We start from the raw sequence: 26539 nt of genomic DNA on the forward strand, positions 1-26539 counted from the left end.
GCGCTCAGAGCTGCAGCGACTGCCCATCAAAGGCGAAGAATGCTTCGGGGAAGCTCTTCTGCGCCTCGCGCTGCATGTCATCCAGCTCGCGGTCCGTGCGGCCGGGCGCATGATGAAACAGGGCGAGCCGCTTGGCGCCTGCCTTTTTGGCAAGCTTGATGCCTTGGTTCCAGGTGGAGTGACCGAAGCCCAGATATTTCGGCATTTCCGCTTCGATGTAAGTTGCGTCGTATATGGCAAGATCGGCATCGGCCATCAAAGCGAGCGCAGCCTCATCAAGCTGACCGTCGGTGTGCTCGGTATCATAGACCATCGCGATCACCCGGCCGGACCATTCGATGCGATAGCCGATGCAGCCGCCCGGATGGTTGAGGCGGGTCGTATGCATGACGATGCCCGGATGCGGTTTCAGCGTATCGCCAGCAGCAAAATCGCGAAAATTCATGGTGGCACGACAGATGTCAGGTTCGACCGGGAACCATGGCGGCCGCATGAACTGGCCGATCAGCTGCCGTGTCGTCGTCTTGCCGGCGAGGTGGCCGGACCAGAGATCGACGCTGACGCGCGGATCATAGATGGCGTTGAAGAATGGCAGGCCGATAATGTGATCGTAGTGCGAATGCGTGAAGAAGAGATCGATGTTACGAACCCCTTCCTTGGCAAGAAATGCGGCCGCTTCGCGCAAACCGGTTCCCGCGTCGAACAGTATGTGCCTGCCTGCGTGTCTTAACTCAATGCACGACGTATTACCGCCGTACCGCTCAAACTCCGGACCCGACACGGGGATGCTCCCCCGAACGCCCCAGAATTTAAGCTCGAAACTATCGTTGTTCATAGAAGTTTTTACACCATTCCCCTTTCGGTCAAAAAAAGCACACTTTTGCTGTCATGCGAAGCCAGCATTTTTCAAAAGTGGTGCGGAGGTGAAAACTGGATCTCTTCGTTCGGCCTGTGCGACTCCTCGAACGAGCCCGCGCGGCACACCGCACAGATCTAATATAGGTATGCGATGACAAAATAGATAAGGGCCGTCAAAGCCCTCATATGCAACCGGTTTTGCAGGCGCCCGCTCGCCGTCGGGGGCTGATAAGGTAAGGCTTACAGCGTAGCCGCCGATCGGGCAGCCTGTTCATAATAGCCCGACAATGCCCTAAGATGCGAGGCGATGTCGGAAAGGCCATCTTGCGACAGGCCGGAGACCTTGGTTGCCTCCACCAGCAGTCGCTCGCGAATTTCGGTATAGCGCTTCAGCGCGTCCAGACCCTTGTCGGTCACGTGGATCGTCTTTTCCTTGCCGGCCTTGCCGCTCTTGACCAAGCCCGCCGCTTCTAGCTTCTTGATGGCGTAATTGGCCACATGCGTATCCTCGATGTCGAGGACGAGGCAGAGATCGGCAAGCGTCTTCGGTCGATCGCGATGGCGCACCGAATGAATGATGAGGATTTCGACCGGAGAAAGGCCAGGCACGCCGGCAGCCGCCATGCAGCGGACCAGCCAGCGATTGAACGCATGGGAAAAGAGGATCGATCCATATTCGAGCTCGGACAAGGCCGGCGAGCTACCATCCGCCAGATGGGCCGACGAGACGATCAAATCGCGCGGTCTACTCTTTTCCTCGGACGTCACCTGAAAACTCCTTCGAACGGATCAAGGCATCTGCAGACTAATTGAGCCGAGCAACCAATGGGTGCGAGGCTCTCGCATTGCGTTCCTAGTTGTCCCGCTTTCCGTAACCGCCGCCTGTGGGGGTCACAACGGTAAAGGCTTCACCTGCTTCAAGCACAGTATGGGCCGAACCGATCAGTTCATCGATCTTGCCATCGTTGCGGCGGACGTAGTTGCGGCCCGTCTGACCCGCTTCACCGCCCTTGACGCCGAAAGGCGCCACGCGCCGATGGCCGGACAGGATGGCGAATTCGAGCTTTTCGCGCGTGCGGATCGTGCGCTGGGTACCGTTGCCGGAATTCCACTTCCCGCGCCCGCCCGAATTCGGACGAATGTGGAAATCCTCCAGCACGACCGGAAAGCGCGTCTCAAGGATTTCGGGGTCGGTCAGGCGCGAATTGGTCATGTGCGTGTGAACTGCATCGGCGCCATTGAAGCCTGGGCCTGCCGGCGCGCCGGAGCAGATCGTCTCGTAATATTGATAGGCGTCGTTGCCGAAGGTCAGATTGTTCATCGTCCCTTGCGCTGCGGCAAGCGCCTCGACAGCACCAAACAGGCAGTTGGTCACGGCCTGGCTGACTTCGACATTGCCGGCGACGACTGCGGCCGGATATTTCGGCGTCAGCATCGTGCCTTCGGGGATGATGATACGGATCGGCCTCAGGCAGCCGGCATTCATCGGAATATCCGCCACAACGAGAACCCGGAAGACATAGAGCACGGCGGCGCGCGTGACCGGCTGCGGCGCATTGAAATTATCCGGGCGCTGTGCAGACGTGCCGGTGAAATCGACCGTCGCCTCCCGCTTGTCCTTGTCGATCGAGATCTTGACGACGATCTTGCAGCCCTGATCCATCTCATAGCTGAACTCGCCATCCGACAGACGATCGAGAACGCGGCGCACGCTTTCGGCCGCGTTATCCTGAACGTGACTCATATAGGCGTCGACGACATCTTCGCCGAACAGCGCAATCATCTTCTTGAGCTCGGCAACGCCCTTTTCGTTGGCGGCGACCTGGGCCTTCAGATCATTGATGTTCTGCGCAAGCGTGCGCACCGGATAGCGCGCGCCCGTCAAAAGCTTGGTAAGCTCCGCTTCACAGAACCGGCCACGATCGAGCAGCTTGAAATTGTCGATATAGACGCCTTCCTCCTCGATGTGCGTCGCAAGCGGCGACATCGATCCCGGCGAAATACCGCCGATGTCGGCGTGATGGCCGCGGCTGGCGACCCAGAAACGAATCTTCTGACCGGCATCGTCGAAGACAGGGGTGCAGACGGTCAGATCGGGCAGATGTGTGCCGCCATTGTAGGGGGCGTTGATCAGAAAGACGTCGCCGGGATGGATGACGGCGTTTTCGCGGATTGCCGTTGCCACCGACGCATCCATGGAGCCGAGATGAACCGGCATATGCGGTGCGTTGGCGACCAGATTGCCTTCGGCATCGAAGACGGCACAGGAGAAATCCAGCCGCTCCTTGATGTTAACCGAATAGGCGGTGTTCTGCAGCGTCATGCCCATCTGCTCGGCGATCGACATGAAGAGATTGTTGAAGATCTCCAGCATGACGGGATCGGCCTTGGTGCCGATGGCATTGCGCTCGGGCAGCGCCTTGATGCGCTTGAGGACAATATGATCCTTGGCGGTCAACTGCGCCTGCCAGCCGTCCTCGATGACAATCGTCTGGTTCGGCTCGATGATGATAGCCGGGCCGGTCACGGTCTGGCCGGGCTTGATCGCCTGGCGCAAGACAACGGCTGCGCCGTGGCTTTCACCGCCCGAATAGAAAGCGGTACGCTTCGCGGCCTGCGCCTCGCCCTCGGCTGAGGCCTCCAACTCGATTGCGATATCGGCAGCTGCGCCACCGATCGTTTCGATTTCCACTGCCTCGACCACCAAGGGCTTGTCTTCAGCAACAAAGCCGAAACGGCGCTTGTGCAGCGTCTCGAACTGGCTGCGCAGCCGTGCCGGAGTGTCCGCTTCCGGGAAGGTCGTCTCCACCGCCAGCAGGGTATCCGTGCCGGCGTAGCGGATATGGGCGCGCTGGACCGTCTTGATCTCGTTCGTTGCAACACCCTGCGCTTCCAGCTCGGGCACGCATTCGCGGCGCAATTCGTTGCCAAGGCCCGCAATGGCGGCGGGTGCGGCATCATCGAGCGGAACACCAAGCGCCTTCTGGCGCGTTGCCCTGATATCGGCAAGTCCCATGCCGTAGGCCGAGAGAAGGCCGGACATAGGATGCAGAAGGATGCTTTTCATGCCGAGCGCGTCGGCAACCAGGCAGGCGTGCTGCCCGCCGGCGCCGCCGAAGCAGTTCAGCGCATAGCGCGTCACGTCATAGCCGCGCTGCACCGAGATCTTCTTGATCGCCTCGACCATATTGGCGACGGCGATGCGGATGAAGCCATCGGCCACATCTTCGGGGCTGCGGCCATCACCTATCTCGGCTGCAAGCGCTGCGAACTTGGCGCGCACCGTCTTGACGTCGAGCGGCTGATCCTGGTTTGGCCCGAAAATGGAGGGGAAGAATTCCGGCAGCAGCTTGCCGGCCATAACGTTGGCGTCGGTGACGGCCAGCGGTCCGCCATTGCGGTAGCAAGCAGGTCCCGGAAAAGCGCCGGCCGAATCCGGACCGACACGGAAGCGATCGCCATCGAAATGCAGGATCGAGCCGCCGCCCGCCGCAACGGTATGGATCAGCATCATCGGCGCGCGAACGCGCACGCCGGCCACTTCTGTTTCAAAAGCGCGCTCATATTCGCCGTCGAAATGCGCCACGTCCGTCGAGGTGCCGCCCATGTCGAAGCCGATGACATTGGCGAAGCCGGCCTGTTCGCCGGTCTTCGCAAGACCGACCACGCCGCCGGCCGGACCGGAAAGGATGGCGTCCTTGCCCTGAAACATGTCGGCAGCCGTCAACCCGCCTGAGGACATCATGAACATGACGCGCGCGCCGGTGCGCTCGACATCAAGCTCGTCGCAGACCTGGCCGATATAGCGGCCGAGCACCGGCGAGAGATAGGCGTCGATGACGGCTGTATCGCCGCGACCGACGAGCTTGATCAGCGGCGAGACCTCGTGGCTGACGGAGACCTGCTCGAAGCCGATGGACCTTGCGATTTTAGCAACAGCTGCCTCATGAGCCGGGAACTTGTAGGCATGCATGAAGACGATGGCGACTGAGCGATACCCCTTGGCGAGAAGCTCGCGCAGCGCCGCCTCGGCGGCTTTTTCATTCAGAGCGAGCTCGACCGTGCCGTCAGCAAGCACGCGCTCGTCGATCTCGACGACATCTTCGTAGAGCGCTTCCGGCTTGACGATCTCGGTCGCAAAGATCTTCTTGCGCTCCTGATAACCGATACGCAGAGCGTCGCGGAAGCCCTTCGTCGTCACCAGCGCAAGGCGTTCGCCCTTGCGCTCGAGCAACGCATTGGTGGCGACCGTTGTGCCCATGCGGACCTCACCGATTGCGCCTTCGGGAACCGGCTCGCCCTTGCCCAGACCGAGATGGAGACGGATACCGTGAACGGCCGCGTCGCGATAGGCCTCGGGATTTTCCGACAGCACCTTGCGGGCATGGAGAGCGCCAGACGGATCACGCCCGACGACGTCGGTAAAAGTACCGCCGCGATCGATCCAGAAATCCCAACGACTCGAAGTGTTCTCCGACAAATCCGCCTCCAGCAGAACGACGCAACGATGATAATATATCGATAAATCGTCAACGTTTTGTCGTCAATATGAATTCCCAATGGCGAGCACCATCGACAGGTTTTGTCAGTATAATCCTTTGTTCGAATGCGCCCTACCCCTCCGAGCGGCCCGCCGCCTCACGATCGCGCTCATATCGCCTCGCGAGCGGAAACGCGGGCAGCCAGGCTTCGCGTCGAACTGTCCAGAGTTCGTAAGTCGGTGTCAGCTGATCCGAAGCATCGAGTGACCCGAGATTGATTTCGATTTCATCTGCGCTTCGTGAAAAGACAGACGAGCCGCAATGGGGACAGAAAAACCGACCCGCATAGTTCCTCGTCTCGCCTTCGATCATCACCGCATCCTCGGGAAAGATCGCGGAGGCGTGAAACAGCGCACCATGGAACTTCCGGCAGTCGAGACAGTGGCAGATGCCGACCCGATACGGGCGCCCCGCCGCCACAAATCTCACTTTGCCGCACAGGCAGCCGCCGGTGAATCGGTCCATGTCGCACCCCTTTTTGACATCAAACAGGCGGAATGTTTACGACAAGCGGAACAGTCACCGCAATTGCACCATCGCTAGGCCGTGCTGCTATTATACGGCCGGAAACGGCGGCACGCGCTAGTGCAATCCGCCGACGCCAAGCAGGCGCTCCACGGCCTGATGATCCGCGGTAAGCGCCTCGGGCGTGCCCTTCCAGGCAAGCCGCCCGCGCTCCAGAATGATGACGTCACTGGCAAAGTCGAGCGCGCTTTGAATGCGCTGCTCCACGAGAAGGATGGTCATATCGCCGGTTTCGGCGAGCTTTGTAAAGGCCGCCATCAGCTCCTCGCAAATGACGGGGGCAAGCCCTTCCAGGGGTTCGTCGAGAAGCAGTACCGAGGGACGGCCGAGGATCGTGCGAGCGGTCGACAACATCTGTTGCTCACCGCCGGAAAGCTGGCCGCCGAGGTTTCGGCGGCGCTCATTCAGGCGCGGGAACATGTCGTAGGCTTCCTGCAGGGCGCTCTTCGGCCGACCTTTCAGCCCAACGGAAAGATTTTCCTCAACCGTCAGCGTCGGAAAGACGTCGCGCGTCTGCGGCACGTAGCCGAGGCCCTGATGGGCGCGTCTGGCACTTGGCAAACCGGCAATTTCAGCCGAGCCAAGCCGGATGCGGCCATCATAGCGCCGTGTCTGACCGGCAAGCGTCGCAAGCAGCGTGCTCTTGCCCATGCCGTTGCGCCCAAGCACGGCAAGCCGGCCGCCGGCCGGCACCGAGAAGGAGACGCCTTCCAGCACGCGCGTCGGGCCATAACCGGCCGACAGATTTTCGACTTCAAGCGGCGTGGCCGGCATTGGCGTAGCTCCCAAGATAGGCTTCGCGCACACGCGCATCCTGTGTCACGTCTTTCGGCGAACCGTCGAAGATGATCGTGCCGGCCGCCAGCACGACGACGCGCTTGGCGAAGCGGAAGACCAGATCCATATCGTGCTCGATCATCAACACGGCGAGATCGGCAGGCAGATCGGCGAGCGCCTTCTCGATCCGGCCAGTATCGCTTTGCGGCACGCCTGCGGCCGGTTCGTCAAGCAGCAATATTTTCGGCTTCAAGGCCATAGCGACGGCAATTTCGAGCAGCCGCTGCTGGCCATAGGCAATCTCGCTGACTCTGCGATGCGCCAACCCGGCAAGGCCGAGCGTACCGAGCAGCTCGTCCGTTTCCTCCATGACGTCACGCATGGCGAGAAAATTGCCGAACATGCGGCCGAAGCGGCCTGTCCGCTGCAACACCGCCATGCCGACATGCTCGGCGGGGGTCATGTCCTGAAACAGTCGCGTCACCTGGAATGACCGCACCAGGCCGCGCCTGACGCGGCCGATGGCATCGACCTTGTTGACGTTTTGCCCGGCGATGCGAACCTCGCCTGAGTCAGCCGGCAGATTGCCCGTGACGAGATTGACGAAGCTGGTCTTGCCGGCGCCGTTCGGCCCGATCAAGGCGACACGGTCGCCCGGCGCCATCGACAGGGTGACACCATTGGTGACGGTCAGCCCGCCGAAAGCTTTCCTGAGATTGTCGACCTCGAAAATCGCGCTCATGCCCGTGCCTCCCGGCGGCGAGCCACATAGGCGACGGCAGTGCCATAAATACCCTTAGGCGCAAAGAGAACCACGAGGATCAACAGCGCGCCGACGATGGTCAGCCAATGGAAGGGATTGGCGGCGGAAACATAATCCTCGAACAGCATGAAGATCAGCGTGCCGACAAGTGCCCCAAACAGGGAGCCCGTACCACCGAGCACAAGCATGACAAGGGCCTCGGCCGATTGTGTGAAGGACAGGCTGTCAAGGCCGACCACCTGCGTCGAGATCGCGTTCAAGGCGCCGCCGACGCCGGCAACTGCACCGGAAATAACATACATCTTGATCAGCGCCACTTTCGGCGACGCCCCCATTGCGCGAATGCGCAAAGGATCCTGCCGGATACCGCGGCACAGCATGCCGAAGGGCGAGCGCACGAGAATGCGCAGGAGCATAAGGACGATCAGCAGTAGGACGACAGCGTAGATGTAGGCCGTATGCCCATAGAGATCGAATTCGAAACTGCCGAACAATGGATTCGGAGCGATGCCGGACAGGCCGTCGCTGCCACCGGTCCAGCTCGAAGCCTTGTTGGCGAACTCGTGAAAGAGATAGATCAGCGCGATCGAAAGCACGAGTTGCGGCAAACCATGCGCCCTCAGGATGACGACGGAACAGACCAGTCCCGCGACCGCGCCGCCGAGGATGCCGGCAAGCGTCATCAAGAGAGGATCGCTGATGCCGTAATGCGCCGACACAATGCCAGCGGCGTAAGCGCCGGCGCCGAAGAGGGCGGCATGACCGAGCGTCGCTACCCCAGAATAGCCGGTGACCAGATCAAGCGACAGGACCAGCAGGGCAATCGCGATCAGTCGCGTCAGAAGAGCGAGGTTATCGGGAAACAGGATGTAGCCGGCAGCGGCCAGCACTGCGATCACGGCAACCGCAATCATATCCTGTCCAAGAGTACGATGTCTGGTCACGGCAGGAATGGCCTCTCTTTCCAGGGTCGTCAGCGCCATCTTACTTCATCCTCCCGGCAAAGCCGCGCGGGAAGACGCAGACGATGGCAATGACGGCCAGATAGAAGAAAAACTCGCCATATTCGGGCATGAGGTAACGGCCGGTCGTGTCGATACAGCCGAGGATGAGGCAGGCAAGCAGCGCGCCGGAAATGGAGCCGGCACCGCCCACCGAGACGACGACGAGAAAGGTCACCATGTAACGCAAGGCATAATAGGGTTCGACCGGCAGCAGTTCAGCGCCGACGACGCCCCCGAAAGCGGCAAGGCCGACGGCAATGGCAAAGCTGACGGCGTAGACGATTTCGGTACGCACGCCGAGAGCCGCCGCCATCGAGGCATTGTCAACGGAGGCGCGCAGCTTGACGCCGAACGATGTCTTCTCGATCGTGAACCACAGTGCCAGAGCGACGATCAGGCCGCAGACGATTGCGAAGATGCGATGCGTGCCGATGGTGCGGAAGCCGAGATCGACCGAGCCTTGAAGTTCGCCCGGCAGCGGTATGGTCTTCAGCGTCGGACCGAAGACGTAGTTGGCGATGCCGATGATGCAGAAGGTGATGCCAATCGTCATCAGCACCTGCGTCAACTCCGGCGCCCCGTAGATGCGCCGATAAAGCAGACGCTCGATCGGGATGGAGATAATGACCGTGCCGACCACGGCCAAGAGTACGGCCGCACCATAGCCCAGACCGAGATCACGCGCCGCATAGGAGGCGATGTAGCCACCGATCATGGCGAAGGCACCATGCGCGAGGTTGACGACGCGCATCAGCCCCATGGTGACGGAGAGGCCGATGGAGATGACGAACAGCACCATGCCGTAAGCGAGGGCATCGACTGCTATGCTGAGCACGGTTTGCATTGAAATCGCTGGTCCGGTTGTTGAGGCGTCTCTGTCGTCACCCACTCGAGCGGGTGACGACACAGGAGCGCTTACTTCGCAGCAGCAAGGCCGGGATCGCCCTGCTTCTCGAAGGTCTGGATTTCCTTGTTGTAGTACTTGCCGTCGTCACCCTTGGTGACTTCGCGCAGATAGATGTTCTGCGTGATATGGCGGCTTTCCGCATCGATGGTGACCGGACCACGCGGGCTGACCCAGGACAGACCCTTGACGGCATCGACAGCCTTCTGCGCATCCTGCTTGCCGCCGGTCGCCTCGATCATCTTGTAGATGACATGCATGCCGTCAAAGGCGCCGACTGCCGGGAAGGTCAACTCGGCAGGATTGCCGATCGCCTTGTCGGCTGCGGCGATGAAAGCCTTGTTTTCGGCTGAGTCATGCGAAATCGCATAGTGGAAGGTCGTCTGCATGCCGAGTGCGGCATCGCCGAGCGCCGGCAGATCGGATTCCTGCGTCAGATCGCCGGGGGCAAACAGCTTGATACCACCGGCCTTCAGGCCATTCTCATTGTAGGCCTTGACGAAGCCGAGCGTCGTCGGGCCGGACGGCAGGAAGGCGAAGACGCCCTGCGCGCCGGAATCCTTGATGCGCTGCATGATCGGGCTGAAGTCGTTGGTCGACAGCGGCATGCGGATCGCCTGCACCACCTGACCACCCTGCTTCTCGAAGCCGGCCTTGAAGGCATTTTCGGCATCGACGCCCGGGCCATAGTCGCTGACGACGGAGATGACCTTCTTCACGCCGGCATCATAGGCGACCTTGGCGATCGGCGTGGAGGTCTGCCAGGTGGTGAAGGACGTGCGCACGACCAGCGGGCTCTTGGTGACGATTGCCGAAGTCGCGGCATTGAAGATGACCATCGGCACATTGGCCTGCTTGAGGATAGGCGTCACGGCCATCGCGTCCGGCGTGAAATAGAAGCCGGCGAGATACTGAACCTTCTCCTTGACGACGAGTTCCTGGGCCAGCGCCTTCGACTGCGCCGGATCGGCCTGCGGCACGTCGCGGTAGATCACCTCGACTTCGTCATTGCCGATCTTCTTGCCGTTGAGCGCCATATAGGCGTCGATACCGGCCTTGAAATTCTTGCCCTGCAGCGCGAACGGACCGGAGAAAGGTCCGATGACGCCAACCTTGATCGTGTCGGCATAGGCAGCACCGCCAAGAGCAACAGCCGCGATGGCGGCCAAGATAAACCGTTTCATTTTTCTCCTCCCGGCAGCCGTTTTTCGTACCGCCCTTGATCGTTTAAAACTTGATCATCACCAATTTCCCATAGGAAATGGTAATGTAAAATGAAATAAAGCCTTTCATCCATACCTATACGGTTATGAATATCGACGACTTCCTATTCTTTCGCCGTTCCCAGGCGCTTGATCATGCCGACGAGTTGCAGTGCATGGCGCAGCGATGCCGCCGTCGCCACCACCATAGGCGGCAATAGCAACCATTCCAACGTCCAGGCGGCTCCGGAGCGTTCCTGTTCGTGCACGAGCGACTGGTGAATGCCCGACAGCTGAACAGCATTGAAGCGGGCAAGCGTGACCAGCACTTCGGCCGCGACCGGGTTCTGCTTGTGCGGCATGGCCGAGGAACCGCCGCCGCCAGCAAGCTCGATCTCGTCGCCGGCCTGCGCCAGAAGCGCGACATCCTGGCCGATCTTGCCGAGACTGCCCGAAATCATGGAAAGCAATCCCGCCAGTTCGGCGATGCGCGCCCTTTGGCTTTGCCATTGCGGCTCATCCGTCAGGCCGAGAGCCTGCGCCAGCAAGCCTCTGATTGCAGCCGCTTGCGGCCCAACCTTTTCAAGCGTGCCGGCGGCACCGCCGAATTGCAGCGGAAAACTCTCCTGCGTTAGCCGGTCTCGATATTGATCGAGTGGATGGCGCCACGCCAGCAGCCGATCCGACACGGTGATAGCAATCGCCGCCTGCATCCGGGTGCGACCCATCAGTCTGTTCGATCCGAAACGCGCATCCAGTTTGGAAAGCGCTGATGATACGGCAAAGAGACGACCGCTAAGGACGAACACAACCGCTTTCAGACGCAGCATCAGGCTGGTGTCGATGACATCCTGGCTGGTCGCACCGAAGTGGACATGACCACTCGCATCACCGCCAACCGCTTTGCGCAGCTGCCTGACAAGATCGGGCACGACGACGCCATCAGACGCAGTTGCAGCCTTCAAGCTCTCCAGATCGGGCTCGAAGCTTTTGCAGACCTCGGCGATCCGCTCGGCCGCATCAGGCGGAATCAGCCCCTGCCGCCCCTCGACCTCGGCAAGTACCGCTTCGAAGACAAGCATGGATCGAATATCGGCCCTGGCCGAAAAATAGTCCGCGATCTCCTCGTCACCGAGGAGGCCGGACAGGAACGGGTGGTCGAAGGGAGAAACGCTCATGGCCTATATATCGAGGAAAACCGTTTCCTTGTCGCCCTGCAAATGGACATCGAAGGTGTAGGTGGAGCCTTCCTTCACGCCAATCATCGTTGCGACGCGATCCTTATGTTCGATGCGTGCGAGCAAGGGGTCTTCGGCGTTTGCGGCAGTCTCCTCCGGGAAATACATGCGCGTGTGCAGACCGATATTGATACCCCGCGCAACGATCCAGAAGGTGATGTGCGGCGCCATCTTGCGGCCGTCCTTGAAGGGCGCACGGCCCGGCTTGATGGTCTCGAAACGAAAAACGCCGTCAGCCGAGTTGGTCGGGCAGCGCCCCCAGCCGGTAAAATTCGGGTCGGCGGCGCCGCGCAGCTCCGAGGGGCTGTTGTAAAGCCCGGCACTGTCTGCCTGCCAGATCTCCAGGACGGCATCCTTGACCGGCGCACCCGCGCCATCGAGAACTCTTCCCGTCACGGTGATGCGCTCGCCGAGCGTCTTGTCGTTGACCATGGAGGAGCCGAGATCGGCCTCATAGACGCCGACGATCTCGCTATAGTTCGGCGTGAGGCCGATATGAACGTAGGGGCCTGCCGTCTGTGACGGCGTTTCCTTGAGATAGCCGAGTTCCTGTACCATCAATTGCCCTCCAGCCGGTTTTCGAACAGGGTCGAACGGCGACCGCGCAGAACGATATCGAATTTATAGGCGCGGGCATCCATCGGGATCGTGTTGCCCCAGTCGAGCGGTGCGATCAGCTGCTCGATCGCCTGCCTGTCGGGGATCGTACCGACGATCGGACATTTCCAGATCATCGGGTCGCCCTCGAAATACATCTGCGTGATCAGCCGTTGGGCAAAGCCATGGCCGAAGACGGAGAAATGAATATGCGCCGGCCGCCAATCATTGACGCCGTTCGGCCAGGGATAGGCGCCGGGGCGGATGGTGCGGAAGGCATAACGGCCTTCGTCGTCGGTAATGGCACGGCCGCAACCGCCGAAATTCGGATCGATGGCGGCGAGATAGGTTTCCTTCTTGTGGCGATAACGCCCACCGGCATTGGCCTGCCAGAATTCGAGCAGGACACCCGGCACCGGCCGGCCACGCTCGTCGAGTACGCGGCCGTGAACGATGATCCGCTCGCCGATGGCGCTTTCACCCGCCCTGGCAAAATTGTGGATCAGGTCGTTGTCCAGCTCATTCAGTATCGAATGGCCGAAAACCGGCCCGGTAATCTCCGAAATCGTGCCGTCAAGCGAAAGCAATGCCCGTTGCGGCGAGCGCAGCACGGACGTCTTGTATCCAGGCGAAAATGCCGGCGGATGCCAAGCCCGGTCTCTGGCGAAAAAGGCGCCCGTCTCGGGCTTGCTATTGCTTCTGTCGGACATGTCTGCCTCGCTTCATGCCGCTTCTTCGGCGTCCATCTGTTCGAAAACCTGCTTGGCGATCTTGATCGCGTGGTTTGCCGCTGGCACGCCGGCATAGATCGCCACATGCAGCAGCGCTTCGCAAACATCGTCCCGCGTCGCGCCTGTATTGCGCGTCGCGCGCACATGCATGGCCACCTCGTCATCCTGGCCGAGCGCAGCCAGCAGCGCGATCGTAACGATGGACCGTTCACGCCAGCTGAGCGTCGGGCGCGACCAGACATGTCCCCAGGCGGCCTCGGTGATCAGCTCCTGGAAAGGCCGATCGAACTCGGTGACGCCGTGCTGGGCACGATCGACATGGCCGTCGCCCAGCACGGCGCGGCGGGTCGCCATGCCCTGCTGGTAACGCTCAGACGGCGTGGTGGGGTCATTCATGGGGCTTGTTCTCCACGCAGGACGACGTCGATGAAGGCACGGATGACTTCGGTCAACGCCTCGGGTTGTTCGACGCAGGGAATATGGCCGGCGTCCTTGATGACTTCATAGCGCGCATTCGGAATAAGTTTCGCCGTCGAGAGCACCAGCTCCGGCGGCGTCGAGCCGTCCTGATCGCCGACGATGCAGATTGTGGGCACCGCGATCTTGGCGGCGGCTCCGGTCAGATCGGCGTCGCGAAGCGCGGCGCAGGTTGCGGCATAGCCTTCAACCGGTTGGCGGATCAGCATGTTGCAATAGCCGGCGTAGGCGATGTTTTCCGGACGGCGAAAGGCAGGCGTGAACCAGCGCTCCATAATCGCATCGACGATGGATTCGATGCCTTCTGCCTCTACTGCCGCGATGCGGGCATTCCAGCTTTCGGCGGTGCCGATCTTGTGGGCAGTGTCGCAAAGAATCAGCGCCCGCACCAGATCCGCGCGACGCTGATAGAGCGACTGGGCAACCAGCCCGCCGACCGAAAGACCGCAAATGATGGCATTCTTCACCGAGAGAAAATCGAGCAGGCCGGCAAGGTCAGTCGCGTGATCCTCGATGGAATAGGGCATCTGCCCGAGATCGGAGAGGCCATGGCCGCGCTTGTCATAGAGCACGATGGCGAAATCGCCGGCGAGCCGCACGATCACATCGCGCCAGATCCGGAAATCGGTACCGAGCGAATTAGCAAAGACAAGCACCGGCTTGTCGCCGGGGCCACCAATGATCTGGTAATGGATCGTGACGTCGTTGATACGGGCAAACTGCACTGGAAATCTCCTCGGACGCGAGATTGGATGTATAATCTGGTTAGGTAAAATGATATTTCTTTGCTCTACGATAACTCAATGGTTATGAATGGGCATGCTCGACGCACGCATTAAATTCCGCCATCTGCAGACCTTTGTCGAGGTTGCGCGCCAGAAAAGCGTGATCAAGGCGGCGGGACTGCTGAATATCAGCCAGCCGGCGGTGACAAAGACGATCCGCGAACTGGAGGAGGCGCTCGGCGTTGCCGTCTTCGAACGCGATGGACGCGGCATTCGCATCACCCGCTACGGCGAAGTCTTCTTGCGCCATGCAGGCGCGGCGCTGACGGCACTGAGGCAGGGCCTTGATTCCGTGTCGCAGGAGCGCTCCGGCGAGGCGCCGCCCATCCGTGTCGGCGCCCTGCCGACGGTTTCGACGCGGATCATGCCTCGGGCGATGGACCTGTTTCTCAAGGAAGAGACCTGGAGCCGCATCAAGATCGTGACCGGCGAAAACGCCGTGCTGCTGGAACAGTTGCGCATCGGTGATCTCGATCTGGTCGTCGGGCGACTTGCCAGTCCGGAAAACATGGCGGGCTTTTCCTTCGAACATCTCTATTCCGAGCAAGTGGTCTTCGCCGTGAGAGCCGGCCACCCGTTGCTATCAGACAAGCAATCGCTATTTTCCGATCTCAACCGCTACACGATCCTGATGCCGACGCGCGGTTCGATCATCCGCCCTTTCGTCGAGAGTTTTTTGATCGCCAACGGCGCCGGCGGCGTGCCCAACCAGATCGAAACCGTTTCGGACTCCTTCGGCCGCGCCTTCGTGCGATCGAGCGACGCCATCTGGATCATCTCGGCCGGTGTCGTTGCCGGCGATGTCGAAGACGGATTGCTGGCACTGCTGCCGATCGATACCAGCGAGACGAAGGGGCCGGTGGGACTGACCGTGCGAACCGACGCCATCCCCACCTTGCCTTTGTCGATCCTGATGCAGACCATCCGTGAGGCGGCAAGCGAAGTCGCCAAGAAGCTCTAACGTCAGTTCAGAATGGCAACCCGACATAATTCTCTGCAAGCGCGGTGGATGCGGCGCGCGAATGGGTGAGATAGTCGAGCTCGGCTTCCTGAATCTTTTGATCGAAATCGCTGGTGTCGGGAAAGCGATGCAGCATGGTCGTCATCCACCAGGAGAAGCGCACTGCTTTCCAGACCCGGGCGAGCGCCCGCGCGGAATAGGCATCCAGCCCTGCATTCGAGCGATCCTGATAGTGCTCGACAAGACCTGAGAACAGATAATGGACGTCGCTCGCCGCCAGATTGAGGCCTTTGGCGCCTGTCGGTGGCACGATATGAGCGGCATCGCCGACGAGGAAAAGGCGGCCGAAGCGCATGGGTTCTGCCACGAAGGAGCGCAGCGGCGCGATCGATTTTTCGAAAGATGGGGCTGTGATGAGTGCCTCGGCATGATGGGTTGGCAGGCGACGGCGCAACTCATCCCAGAAGCGGTCGTCGCTCCAATCCTCCACTTTCTCGTCGAGCGGACACTGGATGTAGTAACGGCTGCGCGTCATCGAGCGCATGGAGCATAGCGCAAAGCCGCGCGGATGGTTGGCGTAGATCAGCTCGTGATTGACCGGCGCCACTTCGGCCAGCACACCAAGCCAGCCGAAGGGATAGACCTTCTCGAAGCTGCGAACCGCCTTTTCCGGAACCGATTTGCGGCTGGCGCCGTGAAATCCGTCGCAGCCGGCGATGAAATCACAGTCGATGCGATGGGAAACGCCGCCCTTCTCGTAGGTCAGATAGGGCGCGTCGCCATCGAAGCCGTGCGGCTCGACATTGGCCGCGCTGTAGACGGTCGGTGCGCCGCTTTCCTCGCGACGTGCCATCAGGTCGCGGGTCATCTCCGTCTGGCCGTAGATGACGACCCGCTTGCCGCCGGTGAGACCATGAAGGTCGATACGGTGGTCACGACCGTCGAAGGCGAGCGAGAAACCATCATGCGGCAAGCCTTCCGCATGCAAGCGGGCGCTCGACTTCGCCTCGTCCAGCAGCCGAACGGTACCTTCCTCCAGAACGCCGGCGCGCACGCGTCCGAGAATGTAGTCCTTGCCGACGCGATCGAGAATGACATTGTCGATGCCGGCCTCCGTCAACAGCTGACCGAGCAGCAGCCCGGACGGCCCTGAGCCGATAATGGCGACTTGAGTGCGCATCTCATCCTCCCATGCGTGTTAGAGCATTTGCATCCCAAAGGAATGCTGCAGAATGCTCTATCTCTTTGCCTTTACGCAGTTCAGGACGCAAAAAACGCTGCGCACCTTTGCTGGAACTGCTCTAGTTCCTCTCAAGTCTGTTCGGCGCGCGGCCGATCCGCAATGGACATTTCGGTCATGAAATTGCACAAATCGAACATGACGGAAGAGGCAAGCCATGACCAGGAACGTGCCGACCTACGAGCTCTACGGTGAAAATACCGGTCAAAAGCCGGATTTTTGGCTCCATTGCGAAACTATCCCGTCCCGCAGCAGCCTCCATCACTGGGAGATCCGCCCGCACCGGCACGAGAGCTTCTTTCAGATCTTGTACATAGATGCCGGATCCGGTGACGCGGTCTTCGACGGCGTTCCGCATGCAATCGTGCCGCCTGCCGTCATTACCGTGCCGCCGCGTCTCAACCACGGCTTCCGGTTCTCGCGCGACATAGACGGCTTCGTCATCACCGTGCTGATCTCGCATCTGAAGGCCTCTCCGGGCGATCGCAGTCGCCTTGGCACATGGCTTGCCGAGCCGCATCTGACCCTGTTGGATACCGGTGACGGAGATGCAGCCCACGTCGCCAGCACATTAAGGCGCCTCGGTGAGGAATTCGCCAGCCAGCGCAACGGCCGTACCGATCTTCTCGAAGCCTATCTGACAACAGCACTGCTGCTAACGGCACGGATCGCCCGGAAAACCGATGAAACCGCCAATCCGGACGATGAGACCGAGCGCCGGATGGAGATGCTGCAGGCCCTCATCCAACGCCACTTCCGCTCTCATAAACCGGCCGCGTTCTATGCCGAGAGCTTGGGCATTTCACTCGCCCATCTCAGCCGCATCGTGCGCGGCCGGACCAGGCACGGCGTACACGAGTTGATCACCCGCAAGCTGCTCGATGAGGCCAAGCGCGAACTGGTCTTCACCTTCGCGACCGTGCAGGAGATCAGCTATCGCCTCGGCTTTGCCGACCCAGCCTATTTCTCCCGCTTCTTCGTCAAGCAGACCGGCCAGACGCCCCGCGCCTGGCGTATCGAGGAGCGGGAACGGCTAGGGATGTAAGAGATAATCGGCCGTGCTCTATGCCCATTCTGAGGTGCGCAGCCGCGGGGGACAAGGATACCCCCGGAAAATACAAGAGCTACGGCAGGACCAGCCGCAGCGCCTTTTGCGTCTCCTTCAGCAGCGGCAGAAATCGCTCCGTCATCTCGGCGGCGGCGACATAGGCGGCCGGTGCGCCGATATTGATCGCAGCAACGGTCTGGCCTCGGTCATTTTCGACAGGCACGGCAATCGAGCAGAGGCCGATTTCCAACTCCTGATCAATGACGGCGTATCCCTGCCCCCTCACCCGGCGGAACTCCGCCATCAGTTCCTCGGGATCGGTTTTGGTATTTGGCGTGTTGGCCTTGAGGTCGGTCCGTTCAAGCACTGCGCGTGCCTCGCTTTCCGGCAAGGCGGACAGCAGGACACGGCCCATCGAGGCGCAGAAGGCCGGAAGGCGGCTGCCCGGCGTCAGGTTGATCGACATCACCCGGCGCTGCGAGGCGCGGGCGATATAGACGACTTCCGTTCCGTCAAGCACCGAAGCCGAAGCATTCTGCCCGGCGCGTTCGGAGAGCAGGTCGAGATGCGGCTGGATGATGATCGGCAGGGGCGTTGCCGCCAGATAGGCATGGCCGAGCCGCAAGACCTTCGGCGTCAAGGTGAAGAACTTTCCATCATAGACAGCATAGCCGAGCTCCGAGAGCGTCAGCAGCGAGCGGCGCACCGTCGCGCGGTCGAGCCCCGTCAGCTTCGACGCCTCGGCAATCGTCAAGCGCTGCCGCGTCTCGCCGAAGGCTTCGATGACTTTCAATCCCTTGGCAAACCCACTGACGAAATCTGTTTCGCGCATATCCCATCCCCAAAGTCGCGCTCATTTTGTGCGATATATGAACAAATGTCAAATATCGCACAAATCCGTTGACGATCCCCAGTCGAAGGCGCTTATTGACGCCCACAAGGACAGCATTTTTTGAGGAGGCCCTATGGCGAAGATCCTATCGCTCTCACAAGCGGTGGCAGAGAATGTGCGGGATGGCGATACAGTCGCCATGGAAGGTTTCACCCATCTCATTCCTTACGCCGCAGGCCACGAGATCATCCGTCAGGGCAAAAAGGATCTGTTCCTGATCCGCATGACGCCGGACATTCTGTACGACCAGTTGATCGGCGTCGGCGCGGCACGAGGCATGAAATTTTCGTGGGGCGGCAACCCGGGCGTCGGCTCGCTCCATCGCTTCCGCGACGCGGTCGAGAACCAGTGGCCTCGCCCACTGGAAATCGAAGAGCACTCGCACGCCGCCATGGCCAATGCCTATGAAGCCGGTGCCGCAAACCTGCCATTTGCCATGCTGCGCGGCTATATCGGCGCCGACCTGCCCAAGGTCAACCCGAACATCAGACAAGTCACCTGCCCCTTCACCGGCGAAGTGCTCGCCGCCGTTCCTGCCATCCGGCCGGACGTTTCCATCATCCATGCGCTGCGTGCCGATCGGAAAGGCAATGTGCTGCTCGAAGGCATCGTCGGTGTTCAGAAGGAGGCAGTGCTCGCCGCCAAGCGCTCGATCGTCACGGTCGAGGAAATCGTCGACGAACTGAACCCGCCTTCGCCCAATTCCGTCGTGTTGCCGACATGGGCGGTAACAGCGGTCGCACTCGTCCCGGGCGGCGCTTTCCCATCCTACGCCCAGGGCTATTACGCGCGCTCCAACGCCTTCTATATTGCCTGGGACGAAATCGCCCGCGATCGCGAGAGCTTCCAGGCCTGGATCGAGGAGCATGTGATGAAGGCCAGTCCGGAGGACTTTGCCAAACATGCCGGCAAGAAGCCGGTCAAGTCGGCGTAGGGAGATCAAGATGAGCGATTTTACGCCTACAGAAATGATGACGATTGCGGCCGCCCGCGCACTGACGAATGACGATGTCTGCTTCGTCGGCATCGGCGCCCCGTCGGCCGCCTGCAACGTCGCGCGGCTGACCCATGCGCCCGATATCACCCTGATCTACGAAAGCGGCACGGTCGGCACCAAGCCCGACGTTCTGCCGCTCTCGATCGGTGACGGCGAGCTTTGCGACACCGCACTCTTTACCGTTTCCGTGCCGGAGATGTTCCGCTACTGGCTGCAGGGCGGCCGTATCACCACCGGCTTCCTCGGCGGTGCGCAGATCGACAAATTCGCTAACCTGAACACGACCGTCGTCGGCCCTTACGATCACCCCAAGGTTCGCCTGCCCGGCGGCGGCGGCGCACCGGAAATTGCCAGCAATTGCGGCCAGATCTTCATCACCATGGCATTGTCGAAGCGCGGCTTCATTGAGAAGCTGCCCTTCATCACCTCGATGGGCCATGGCGAGGGCGGCAATCATCGCGAGCGCTTGGGCATGAAGACGAAAGGCCCGACTCGCGTTATTACCGATCTCTGCATTCTCGAGCCTGATCCGATCACCAAGGAATTGACTGTCGTGTCGATCCACAAAGGTGTAACCCGGGAGCAGATCACTGAGAATTGCGGCTGGACGCTCAAGTTTGCCGATGAGGTAATCGAGACGCCGGTACCGACCGAAACCGAACTATCCGTCCTGCGCGATATCAACGCGCGCACCAAGAAAGCCCATGAGGCAGCCTAATGACCGAAGCCTTTATCTGTGACTATATCCGCACTCCGATCGGCCGCTTTGGCGGATCGCTCTCCTCCGTTCGCGCCGATGATCTTGGAGCCGTGCCGCTGAAGGCGCTCATCGCGCGCAACGGCTCGGTCGACTGGGACGCCATCGACGACGTGATCTACGGCTGCGCCAACCAGGCAGGCGAGGACAATCGCAATGTCGCTCGCATGGCAATCTTGCTTGCCGGCCTGCCTATCTCAGTGCCGGGTACGACGATCAACCGGCTTTGCGGTTCGGGCATGGACGCCATCATTGCAGCCGCCCGCGCCATCCGTGCCGGAGAGGCCGACATCATGATTGCGGGCGGTGTCGAAAGCATGTCGCGTGCACCCTTCGTGCTTCCCAAGGCCGAAAGCGCTTTTTCGCGCAACGCCGAAATCTACGACACCACGATCGGCTGGCGCTTCATCAATCCTGTCATGAAGAAGCAATACGGCGTCGACTCCATGCCGGAGACGGGCGAGAACGTTGCGGAAGATTATAAGGTCACCCGCGAGGATCAGGACGCCTTTGCCGTTCGTTCACAGGCCAAAGCTGCCGCAGCGCAGGAAAACGGCCGGCTTGCCAAGGAAATCACCTCGGTCACGATCCCGCAGCGCAAGGGCGATCCGGTCGTTGTCGGCAAGGATGAGCATCCGCGTGCGACCACGATGGAAGCGCTCGCCAAGCTCGGCACACCCTTCAAGAAGGAAGGCGGCACGGTGACGGCCGGCAATGCTTCCGGGGTCAATGATGGCGCCGCCGCACTCATCATCGCATCCGAGGCCGCGGCTAGAAAATACGGTCTGACGCCGATCGCACGCATCCTCGGCGGCGCTGCTGCCGGCGTCGCCCCGCGTATCATGGGTATCGGCCCGGTTCCGGCGTCACGCAAGCTGATGGCCCGGCTCGGCATGCGCCAGGAGCAGTTCGACGTCATCGAACTCAACGAGGCCTTCGCCTCGCAGGGGCTTGCCGTGCTGCGCGAACTCGGCATTGCCGACGACGACGCTCGCGTCAATCGCAACGGCGGCGCGATCGCGCTTGGCCATCCCCTCGGCATGTCCGGCGCTCGCATCACCGGCACGGCGGCTCTTGAACTCAAGGAAACCGGCGGGCGCTACTCGCTCTCGACCATGTGCATCGGCGTCGGCCAGGGCATAGCCATCGCGCTGGAACGAGTCTGATCTTTTCGATCGCTTGCGGTCCGTCGCCCCAATCGCGGCGGACCTCCCAGATCAGCGCACCCTGCATGACAAACCAAATAAGGCCGCAATTACCGAAGTGATCGGGAACGGCGGACGCTTTGATGCGTTTTCCTACTGCTCAGTGGGATCGATCGATGTCGTCACGCCAGAATTGCATAAAGTCATTTTCGTCAAACGTACTTATCATTGCCATTGCCATCATCCTGTCGTTGTCGATAGCGCAAACCGCTTTGGCAGCCGAAGGGCAGAAGGCCAGCCATCCCTCGGAAGGGTTGTTTCTGGCCCAGATCGTTCTGCTTGTCGTATCGGGCAGGTTGCTCGGCGAATTGATGGTGCGGTTCGGTCAACCATCGATCATGGGACAGATCATTGCCGGCATCATTCTCGGCCCATCCCTTTTCGGCCTGGCTTTCCCGCATGCGCAAGCGAGCCTCTTCCCATCAAATGAAGCGCAGAAGAGCATGGCTGACGCAGTGGCCCAGCTCGGCATCCTCTTTCTCCTGCTGCTCGCCGGCATGGAAACCGATCTCGGACTGGCGAAGCGCCTGCGCAAATCCGCGGCAGGCGTATCGCTGGCGGGCATCGTCATTCCTTTTGCTGCAGGCTTCGCCCTCGGAGAGCTTATTCCCGACTCCCTGCTTCCCGACCCTCAGAAACGGCTGGTCACCTCGCTCTTTCTCGGCACTGCGCTTTCGATCTCTTCGGTGAAGATCGTCGCCTCCGTCGTCCGCGAGATGGACTTCATGCGCCGAAACATCGGCCAGCTGATCGTTGCCTCCGCCATCATCGACGACACGGTCGGATGGGTGATCATCGCCATAACCTTCGGCCTCGCCGAAAAGGGCATGGTCGATCTGACCACACTGGCAACAAGCGTCGTCGGCACGCTGGCCTTCATGGCCGTCAGCTTCACCGTCGGCCGGCGGATCGTCTTCGAGATCATCCGCTGGACCAACGACAATTTCCGCAGCGACCTGCCGGTGCTCAGCGCCATCATCGCAATCATGGGCGCAATGGCGATCATCACCAACCTCATTGGCGTCCACACTGTGCTCGGAGCTTTCGTCGCCGGTATCCTGGTCGGTGAATCGCCGATCCTCACCCGCCAGATCGATGTACAGCTTCGAGGGTTGACGACGGCACTCTTCATGCCCGCCTTCTTCGGATTGACGGGCCTTCAGACAGATCTCACGGTGCTCGCCGATCCCTCGATCCTTCTGCTGACGGCAGCCGTCGTGATCATCGCAAGTGTCGGCAAATTCGGTGGCGCCTTCGCGGCTGCCAAGATCAGCGGTTATTCGGGATCCGAAGCCCTGGCGCTGGGTTGCGGCATGAATGCCAGAGGGTCGACGGAGGTTATCGTCGCGACCATCGGTCTTTCCGTCGGCGTCCTCGACGAAAAGCTGTTCTCCGTCGTTGTCGCCATGGCCGTCATCACGACGATGGCCATGCCGCCGACGCTTCGCTGGGCGCTGGCACGCCTGCCATTGCGGAAAGAGGAGCGCGACCGGCTGGAGCGCGAAGAATTCGAAAGCGAAAGCTTCCTCGGCAATTTCGAACGCATCCTGTTAACCGTCGACGGCTCGCAAAGTAGCCGCCTTGCCGCCTGGATCGCCGCCTTCTTCACGGTAACCCGCAGGATGCCAATCACCGTACTCGATGTCCGCGCACCGATTGATGAGAGCGAAGAACGGGAGATGGCAAGCGCAAACGGTCAGCAAGTGCCACCCCAGAGCAGAACGATTGCGCAAGAACTGCGCGAGTTCGCGACCGATCTGCTCTCGGCAGCCGCTCCAGATGCCGGCCTGACCGCTGCGAGCGACATCCACATAACCGTCCGGGATAGGAATGGTGAGCTCGAGACCGTGCTTAGCGATATTTCCAGCACCGGTCACGACCTTCTCCTTACCGGGGTGGAACCTTCCATGGGCCAGGATGGCCGCTTCAGCCGGCCACTTCAAATCATGACATCCGCCTTCAAGGGCACCTCGGCCATCGTCTCGGCCCGAGGCCCGCTCCCCGAACGCCCGCGGGACTTGCGGATTCTGCTGCCCGTGAGCGGTACCGAGCGCTCTATACGGGCGGCCGAATTCGGGCTTGCCATTGCCAAGGCAGCCGGTGCCCATTGCGCACTGCTATTGATCGTGGAACCGCGACAGGTCAGGGCCATCCCGCGCATCAGCGATCGCGGTAGCGACCATCAGGATGTCCTGAAGATCGTCGGTGAAATCGCCGATTATTACGGTGTGGAAGTCGAGAAGGTCATCCAGGAAGGCCCCTCTCCGGAGCTGTCGATCCTGCGTCACGCTCGCAGCGGCAGGTACAATCTAGTCGTGCTGGGGGTGAGCAAGCGGGCAAGCGGCGGCCTTTCCTATGGAAGCGTCGCTGATACGCTTCTGCAGACCGCCGACCGGTCATGCATATTCATCGAAACCGATCTGGCGCCCAACGCGGTGCTGCCAAACCAGTCTTGATCGCTCTTTGATATCCGGCTGCGTCATCAAGGCTGCAATCTGCTTGCTTGGACGGGCGGCCGCACTCATCGTCGTTCAAGCTGAGCGGAGATGGCCGCTTTGTCTATGATCGACCAGACCTCATGGATTCGCCCTTGCGAAAATTCGTAAAAGACGTTTTCCGAAAACTGCACTCTTTTGCCGTTCACCGGCGAGCCGAACAGCATGCCCTTCGGTGTACAGTCAAAACGCAAGCGGCTGGCAACACGCGGCGGCTCGCAAACCAACATGCCGATGTCGAAATGAAGATCGGATATCGCACGAAAATCCCCTTCGAGCATCTCGCGATATCCTAATAATCCGACATGGTTGCCATTGTAGCAGACATCATCGTGGACGAAATCGGCCAAATTCGCCCAGTCCTGCTGATTCAGGCAGGCAATATAACCTCGATAGATCTCGGAAAGGCCGGCGCTGGACATCTTGTTGCCTTTGCAGTTCTCCCAGCACCGGCTGATCGCTTAAGCCGATGCCTGCCACCGCCGGCGCCCTGCCTGCCTCATCGCAATCGGATGCTTGAGCGGCGGTGCCGGACGGCCGATATGGTAGCCTTGAACAGCGTCGATACCAAAGGATTTGACGAGGTCGAGCTGCTCCTCATCTTCAACACCCTCGACCAGGATGCGATGGCCGCGGTTGCGCACCAGGCCGATAATGTCCTCAAGAAGAACCTTCGCACCTTCGCTTTTTACCGCATCGTGAAGGAACGACTTGTCGATCTTGACGGTCTCGAATTCCATCAGGCGAAGCCAGGAGAGCCCCGCAAATCCGGTGCCGAAATCGTCGAGCCAGAACTTGATGCCGAGCCTCTTCAGGTCCTGAATACTTTCGAGCACGTCCGGGCGTATTTCCATCTCGACGCCTTCGGTGATTTCGAAGGCGACCCTGTGTCCCGAGATACCCGTTTCCGCCAGGATTGCCGCGACCTGCGCGGCAAAGCCCGGCGCGCGAAGCTGGATCGGGGATACATTGACGCTGACCGTTTCAACGAGATCACGCGAAAGCAAATCGCAACATGCTCTTCTGATCGCCCAGTAACCAAGCTCGATGATCGCGCCAGTGCGTTCTGCTACCGGGATGAACACCGCCGGAGACGAGTTCGACCCATCGAGCAGTTGCAGCCGCATCAGGGCTTCATAGGCGCCGATCTCTCCCGTCTCCAGAGATTGGATCGGCTGATAAACCAGCGAAACGAGGTTCTGTTGGATGGCGATCTTCAATATCGCTGCGATATTCTCGCTCGCATCCCCGCCGGGAAGCTCGTTCGGATCGAATATCCTCGCGCAGTTGCGGCCGCTCGCTTTCGCCGAATAAAGCGCACGATCGGCCTCGTTGATGACGTTTTCCAGCTTCGTGCCGACGATGTCCCTGGTGATGGTCGCCCCGACACTCACCGTGACGTGCCTGAAGCCATCCAGTCGCTGCGCATGGACGATATCGAGCGCTTCGATCCCCTCGCAGATGGCTTGGGCCAAAGCCAGCGCATCCGCACTGCGATCAAGATCGATAATGACGATGAACTCCTCGCCGCCGTATCGCCCCACGGTCGCGCCCAGAGGGGCCACAATATCCGACAGGGCGTTTGCGACCGTGACGAGACAATGGTCGCCTTCCTGATGGCCATAATAATCGTTGTACTTCTTGAAGAAATCGACGTCGACCAATAGCACCGCGAATGCAACCGCATCCTGACGCCAGCGTTCCCAGAACTGCTTAAGGCGGATATCGGCGGCTCTTCGATTTTCCATCCCCGTCAGGGAGTCCGTGATCGACAGGCGCAGAAGAGCTTCGCCGCGCTCCGTCGCCTGGCGCTGCTGCAACTCGGCTTCCCTCGCATTGAGAAAGACGTTGAAGCGCTCCTTGTTCAGCTTCCAGTTCACGTAGGACGTGAAAATGAAGCAGCAGGAATAAAAGGTCGTGAACGCCAGGCAATAGGCCAGGCTGTAGTGGAACTGAGTGAGCGACAGCAGAAAGGAAACGAAGATCAGCCCCGATGAGACAACTGCGAGGCTGAATTCGAGGCTGAAGAACAAATTGACGCCCATCATGAAGATAGCGCCGAAAGCAGCATAATAGGAGAAGGCCTCGGCATTTGCGGTCTGCAACGCCGGTACCAGCCATACGATATATCCGAGGACCACCGCGGCTGCGCATGTAGCCTCAAGTTCGCCAGCACGGCGCTGGTGAGCAAACTGGATTTCCAGAACCAGCAGCGAGATGATGCCAATCAGGAAACGCGCCGGAATCGTCACATGCGAAACGTCGGGAATGAAGATTAGGTCCGTTACCAGGAACAGAACATAGACCGGCACGGCAAGCCATAGGCCGCTGCGTGCCACGGCACGGCGCGTCTCGTCACTGTAATCCTTATAAAGAGCGCGCAACCCGACGGGGTCGCTCGTCCGGCGTGGCCCTCCCCGGCCAGAATCGCTTCCTCTCGACAATCGACGCATGTTCACCATCACCCGAGTTAGCCGAGACTTCATGTCCACCGCAGTTCGCTTTGCGTCGCTCAACCGAACAAAATGCTTGCTTCACCGGG

Annotated in this window: 24 protein-coding genes; 6 read left to right on the forward strand and 18 right to left on the reverse strand. The window is 60.4% G+C overall.

Annotated elements, in window-relative coordinates:
- Positions 1-4: 4 nt before the first annotated feature.
- The 14 genes from GGD46_RS08810 to pcaD form a co-directional block, all read right to left on the reverse strand.
- A complete protein-coding gene (locus GGD46_RS08810) occupies positions 5-835 on the reverse strand; it encodes an MBL fold metallo-hydrolase (protein ID WP_184703373.1) in 831 nt (276 codons plus the stop codon).
- A 263-nt stretch (positions 836-1098) separates the two neighbouring features.
- Positions 1099-1626, reverse strand: coding sequence for a winged helix DNA-binding protein (locus GGD46_RS08815; RefSeq protein WP_184703374.1), 528 nt, complete (start codon positions 1624-1626; stop codon positions 1099-1101).
- 85 nt (positions 1627-1711) lie between these two features.
- Positions 1712-5338 carry a hydantoinase B/oxoprolinase family protein gene (locus GGD46_RS08820; RefSeq protein ID WP_184703375.1) on the reverse strand — a complete coding sequence of 1209 codons (3627 nt, stop codon included), beginning with the start codon at positions 5336-5338 and terminating at the stop codon, positions 1712-1714.
- 133 nt (positions 5339-5471) lie between these two features.
- Positions 5472-5864 carry a GFA family protein gene (locus tag GGD46_RS08825; protein WP_184703376.1) on the reverse strand — a complete coding sequence of 131 codons (393 nt, stop codon included), beginning with the start codon at positions 5862-5864 and terminating at the stop codon, positions 5472-5474.
- A gap of 117 nt (positions 5865-5981) precedes the next feature.
- On the reverse strand, positions 5982-6698 hold the full coding sequence (locus tag GGD46_RS08830) for an ABC transporter ATP-binding protein (protein WP_184703377.1): 717 nt from the start codon (positions 6696-6698) through the stop codon (positions 5982-5984).
- The gene (locus tag GGD46_RS08835) at positions 6679-7443 is read right to left on the reverse strand and encodes an ABC transporter ATP-binding protein (RefSeq protein WP_184703378.1); all 765 of its coding nucleotides are present in this window, start codon (positions 7441-7443) and stop codon (positions 6679-6681) included. The genes GGD46_RS08830 and GGD46_RS08835 overlap by 20 nt, the downstream gene beginning before the upstream one ends.
- On the reverse strand, positions 7440-8447 hold the full coding sequence (locus tag GGD46_RS08840) for a branched-chain amino acid ABC transporter permease (protein ID WP_184703379.1): 1008 nt from the start codon (positions 8445-8447) through the stop codon (positions 7440-7442). Before GGD46_RS08840 ends, GGD46_RS08835 begins: the two co-directional genes overlap by 4 nt.
- Before the next feature lies 1 nt (position 8448).
- A complete protein-coding gene (locus GGD46_RS08845; RefSeq protein WP_184703380.1) occupies positions 8449-9312 on the reverse strand; it encodes a branched-chain amino acid ABC transporter permease in 864 nt (287 codons plus the stop codon).
- Between the two features lie 71 nt (positions 9313-9383).
- Positions 9384-10556 (reverse strand): ABC transporter substrate-binding protein, encoded by a 1173-nt coding sequence (locus GGD46_RS08850; protein WP_184703381.1) that lies wholly within the window; start codon positions 10554-10556, stop codon positions 9384-9386.
- A gap of 143 nt (positions 10557-10699) precedes the next feature.
- A complete protein-coding gene (locus GGD46_RS08855; protein WP_184703382.1) occupies positions 10700-11752 on the reverse strand; it encodes a 3-carboxy-cis,cis-muconate cycloisomerase in 1053 nt (350 codons plus the stop codon).
- A 3-nt stretch (positions 11753-11755) separates the two neighbouring features.
- Positions 11756-12370, reverse strand: a complete 615-nt coding sequence (gene pcaG / locus GGD46_RS08860) for a protocatechuate 3,4-dioxygenase subunit alpha (protein ID WP_184703383.1) — start codon at positions 12368-12370, stop codon at positions 11756-11758.
- Complete coding sequence (gene pcaH, locus GGD46_RS08865; RefSeq protein WP_184703384.1) at positions 12370-13119, reverse strand: protocatechuate 3,4-dioxygenase subunit beta; 750 nt, start codon at positions 13117-13119, stop codon at positions 12370-12372. The genes pcaG and pcaH overlap by 1 nt, the downstream gene beginning before the upstream one ends.
- Before the next feature lie 12 nt (positions 13120-13131).
- Entirely contained in the window at positions 13132-13536 is a 405-nt protein-coding gene (pcaC, locus tag GGD46_RS08870; protein ID WP_184703385.1) for a 4-carboxymuconolactone decarboxylase, read from the reverse strand.
- Complete coding sequence (pcaD, locus tag GGD46_RS08875; protein ID WP_184703386.1) at positions 13533-14342, reverse strand: 3-oxoadipate enol-lactonase; 810 nt, start codon at positions 14340-14342, stop codon at positions 13533-13535. The genes pcaC and pcaD overlap by 4 nt, the downstream gene beginning before the upstream one ends.
- A gap of 94 nt (positions 14343-14436) precedes the next feature.
- Here pcaD and pcaQ point away from each other — a divergent pair, with 94 nt between their 5' ends.
- The gene (pcaQ, locus tag GGD46_RS08880; protein WP_184703387.1) at positions 14437-15363 is read left to right on the forward strand and encodes a pca operon transcription factor PcaQ; all 927 of its coding nucleotides are present in this window, start codon (positions 14437-14439) and stop codon (positions 15361-15363) included.
- Positions 15364-15370: 7 nt separating this feature from the next.
- Here pcaQ and pobA read toward each other — a convergent pair whose 3' ends face one another.
- Positions 15371-16543 (reverse strand): 4-hydroxybenzoate 3-monooxygenase, encoded by a 1173-nt coding sequence (gene pobA / locus GGD46_RS08885; RefSeq protein ID WP_184703388.1) that lies wholly within the window; start codon positions 16541-16543, stop codon positions 15371-15373.
- A 217-nt stretch (positions 16544-16760) separates the two neighbouring features.
- Here pobA and GGD46_RS08890 point away from each other — a divergent pair, with 217 nt between their 5' ends.
- Positions 16761-17648, forward strand: coding sequence for a helix-turn-helix domain-containing protein (locus GGD46_RS08890; RefSeq protein WP_184703389.1), 888 nt, complete (start codon positions 16761-16763; stop codon positions 17646-17648).
- Between the two features lie 79 nt (positions 17649-17727).
- On the opposite strand, the gene GGD46_RS08895 is transcribed toward GGD46_RS08890, so the two are convergent.
- A complete protein-coding gene (locus tag GGD46_RS08895; RefSeq protein WP_184703390.1) occupies positions 17728-18483 on the reverse strand; it encodes an IclR family transcriptional regulator in 756 nt (251 codons plus the stop codon).
- Positions 18484-18616: 133 nt separating this feature from the next.
- Here GGD46_RS08895 and GGD46_RS08900 point away from each other — a divergent pair, with 133 nt between their 5' ends.
- From GGD46_RS08900 to GGD46_RS08915, 4 genes are all read left to right on the forward strand, one after another.
- A complete protein-coding gene (locus GGD46_RS08900) occupies positions 18617-19477 on the forward strand; it encodes a CoA transferase subunit A (protein WP_184703391.1) in 861 nt (286 codons plus the stop codon).
- Between the two features lie 10 nt (positions 19478-19487).
- Positions 19488-20258: a CoA-transferase subunit beta gene (locus GGD46_RS08905; protein ID WP_184703392.1), complete on the forward strand. Its 771-nt coding sequence runs from the start codon at positions 19488-19490 to the stop codon at positions 20256-20258.
- Positions 20258-21463 (forward strand): 3-oxoadipyl-CoA thiolase, encoded by a 1206-nt coding sequence (gene pcaF, locus GGD46_RS08910; protein WP_184703393.1) that lies wholly within the window; start codon positions 20258-20260, stop codon positions 21461-21463. The genes GGD46_RS08905 and pcaF overlap by 1 nt, the downstream gene beginning before the upstream one ends.
- A gap of 155 nt (positions 21464-21618) precedes the next feature.
- A complete protein-coding gene (locus GGD46_RS08915; protein ID WP_184703394.1) occupies positions 21619-23958 on the forward strand; it encodes a cation:proton antiporter in 2340 nt (779 codons plus the stop codon).
- 65 nt (positions 23959-24023) lie between these two features.
- Here the strand turns inward: GGD46_RS08915 and GGD46_RS08920 are convergent, their stop codons facing one another.
- Positions 24024-24419 carry an ester cyclase gene (locus tag GGD46_RS08920; RefSeq protein WP_184703395.1) on the reverse strand — a complete coding sequence of 132 codons (396 nt, stop codon included), beginning with the start codon at positions 24417-24419 and terminating at the stop codon, positions 24024-24026.
- Positions 24420-24458: 39 nt separating this feature from the next.
- The gene (locus GGD46_RS08925; RefSeq protein ID WP_246806245.1) at positions 24459-26381 is read right to left on the reverse strand and encodes a putative bifunctional diguanylate cyclase/phosphodiesterase; all 1923 of its coding nucleotides are present in this window, start codon (positions 26379-26381) and stop codon (positions 24459-24461) included.
- Between the last annotated feature and the right edge of the window lie 158 nt (positions 26382-26539).

This window comes from Martinezella lusitana, from assembly GCF_014207095.1.
Lineage (GTDB): Bacteria > Pseudomonadota > Alphaproteobacteria > Rhizobiales > Rhizobiaceae > Rhizobium > Rhizobium lusitanum_B.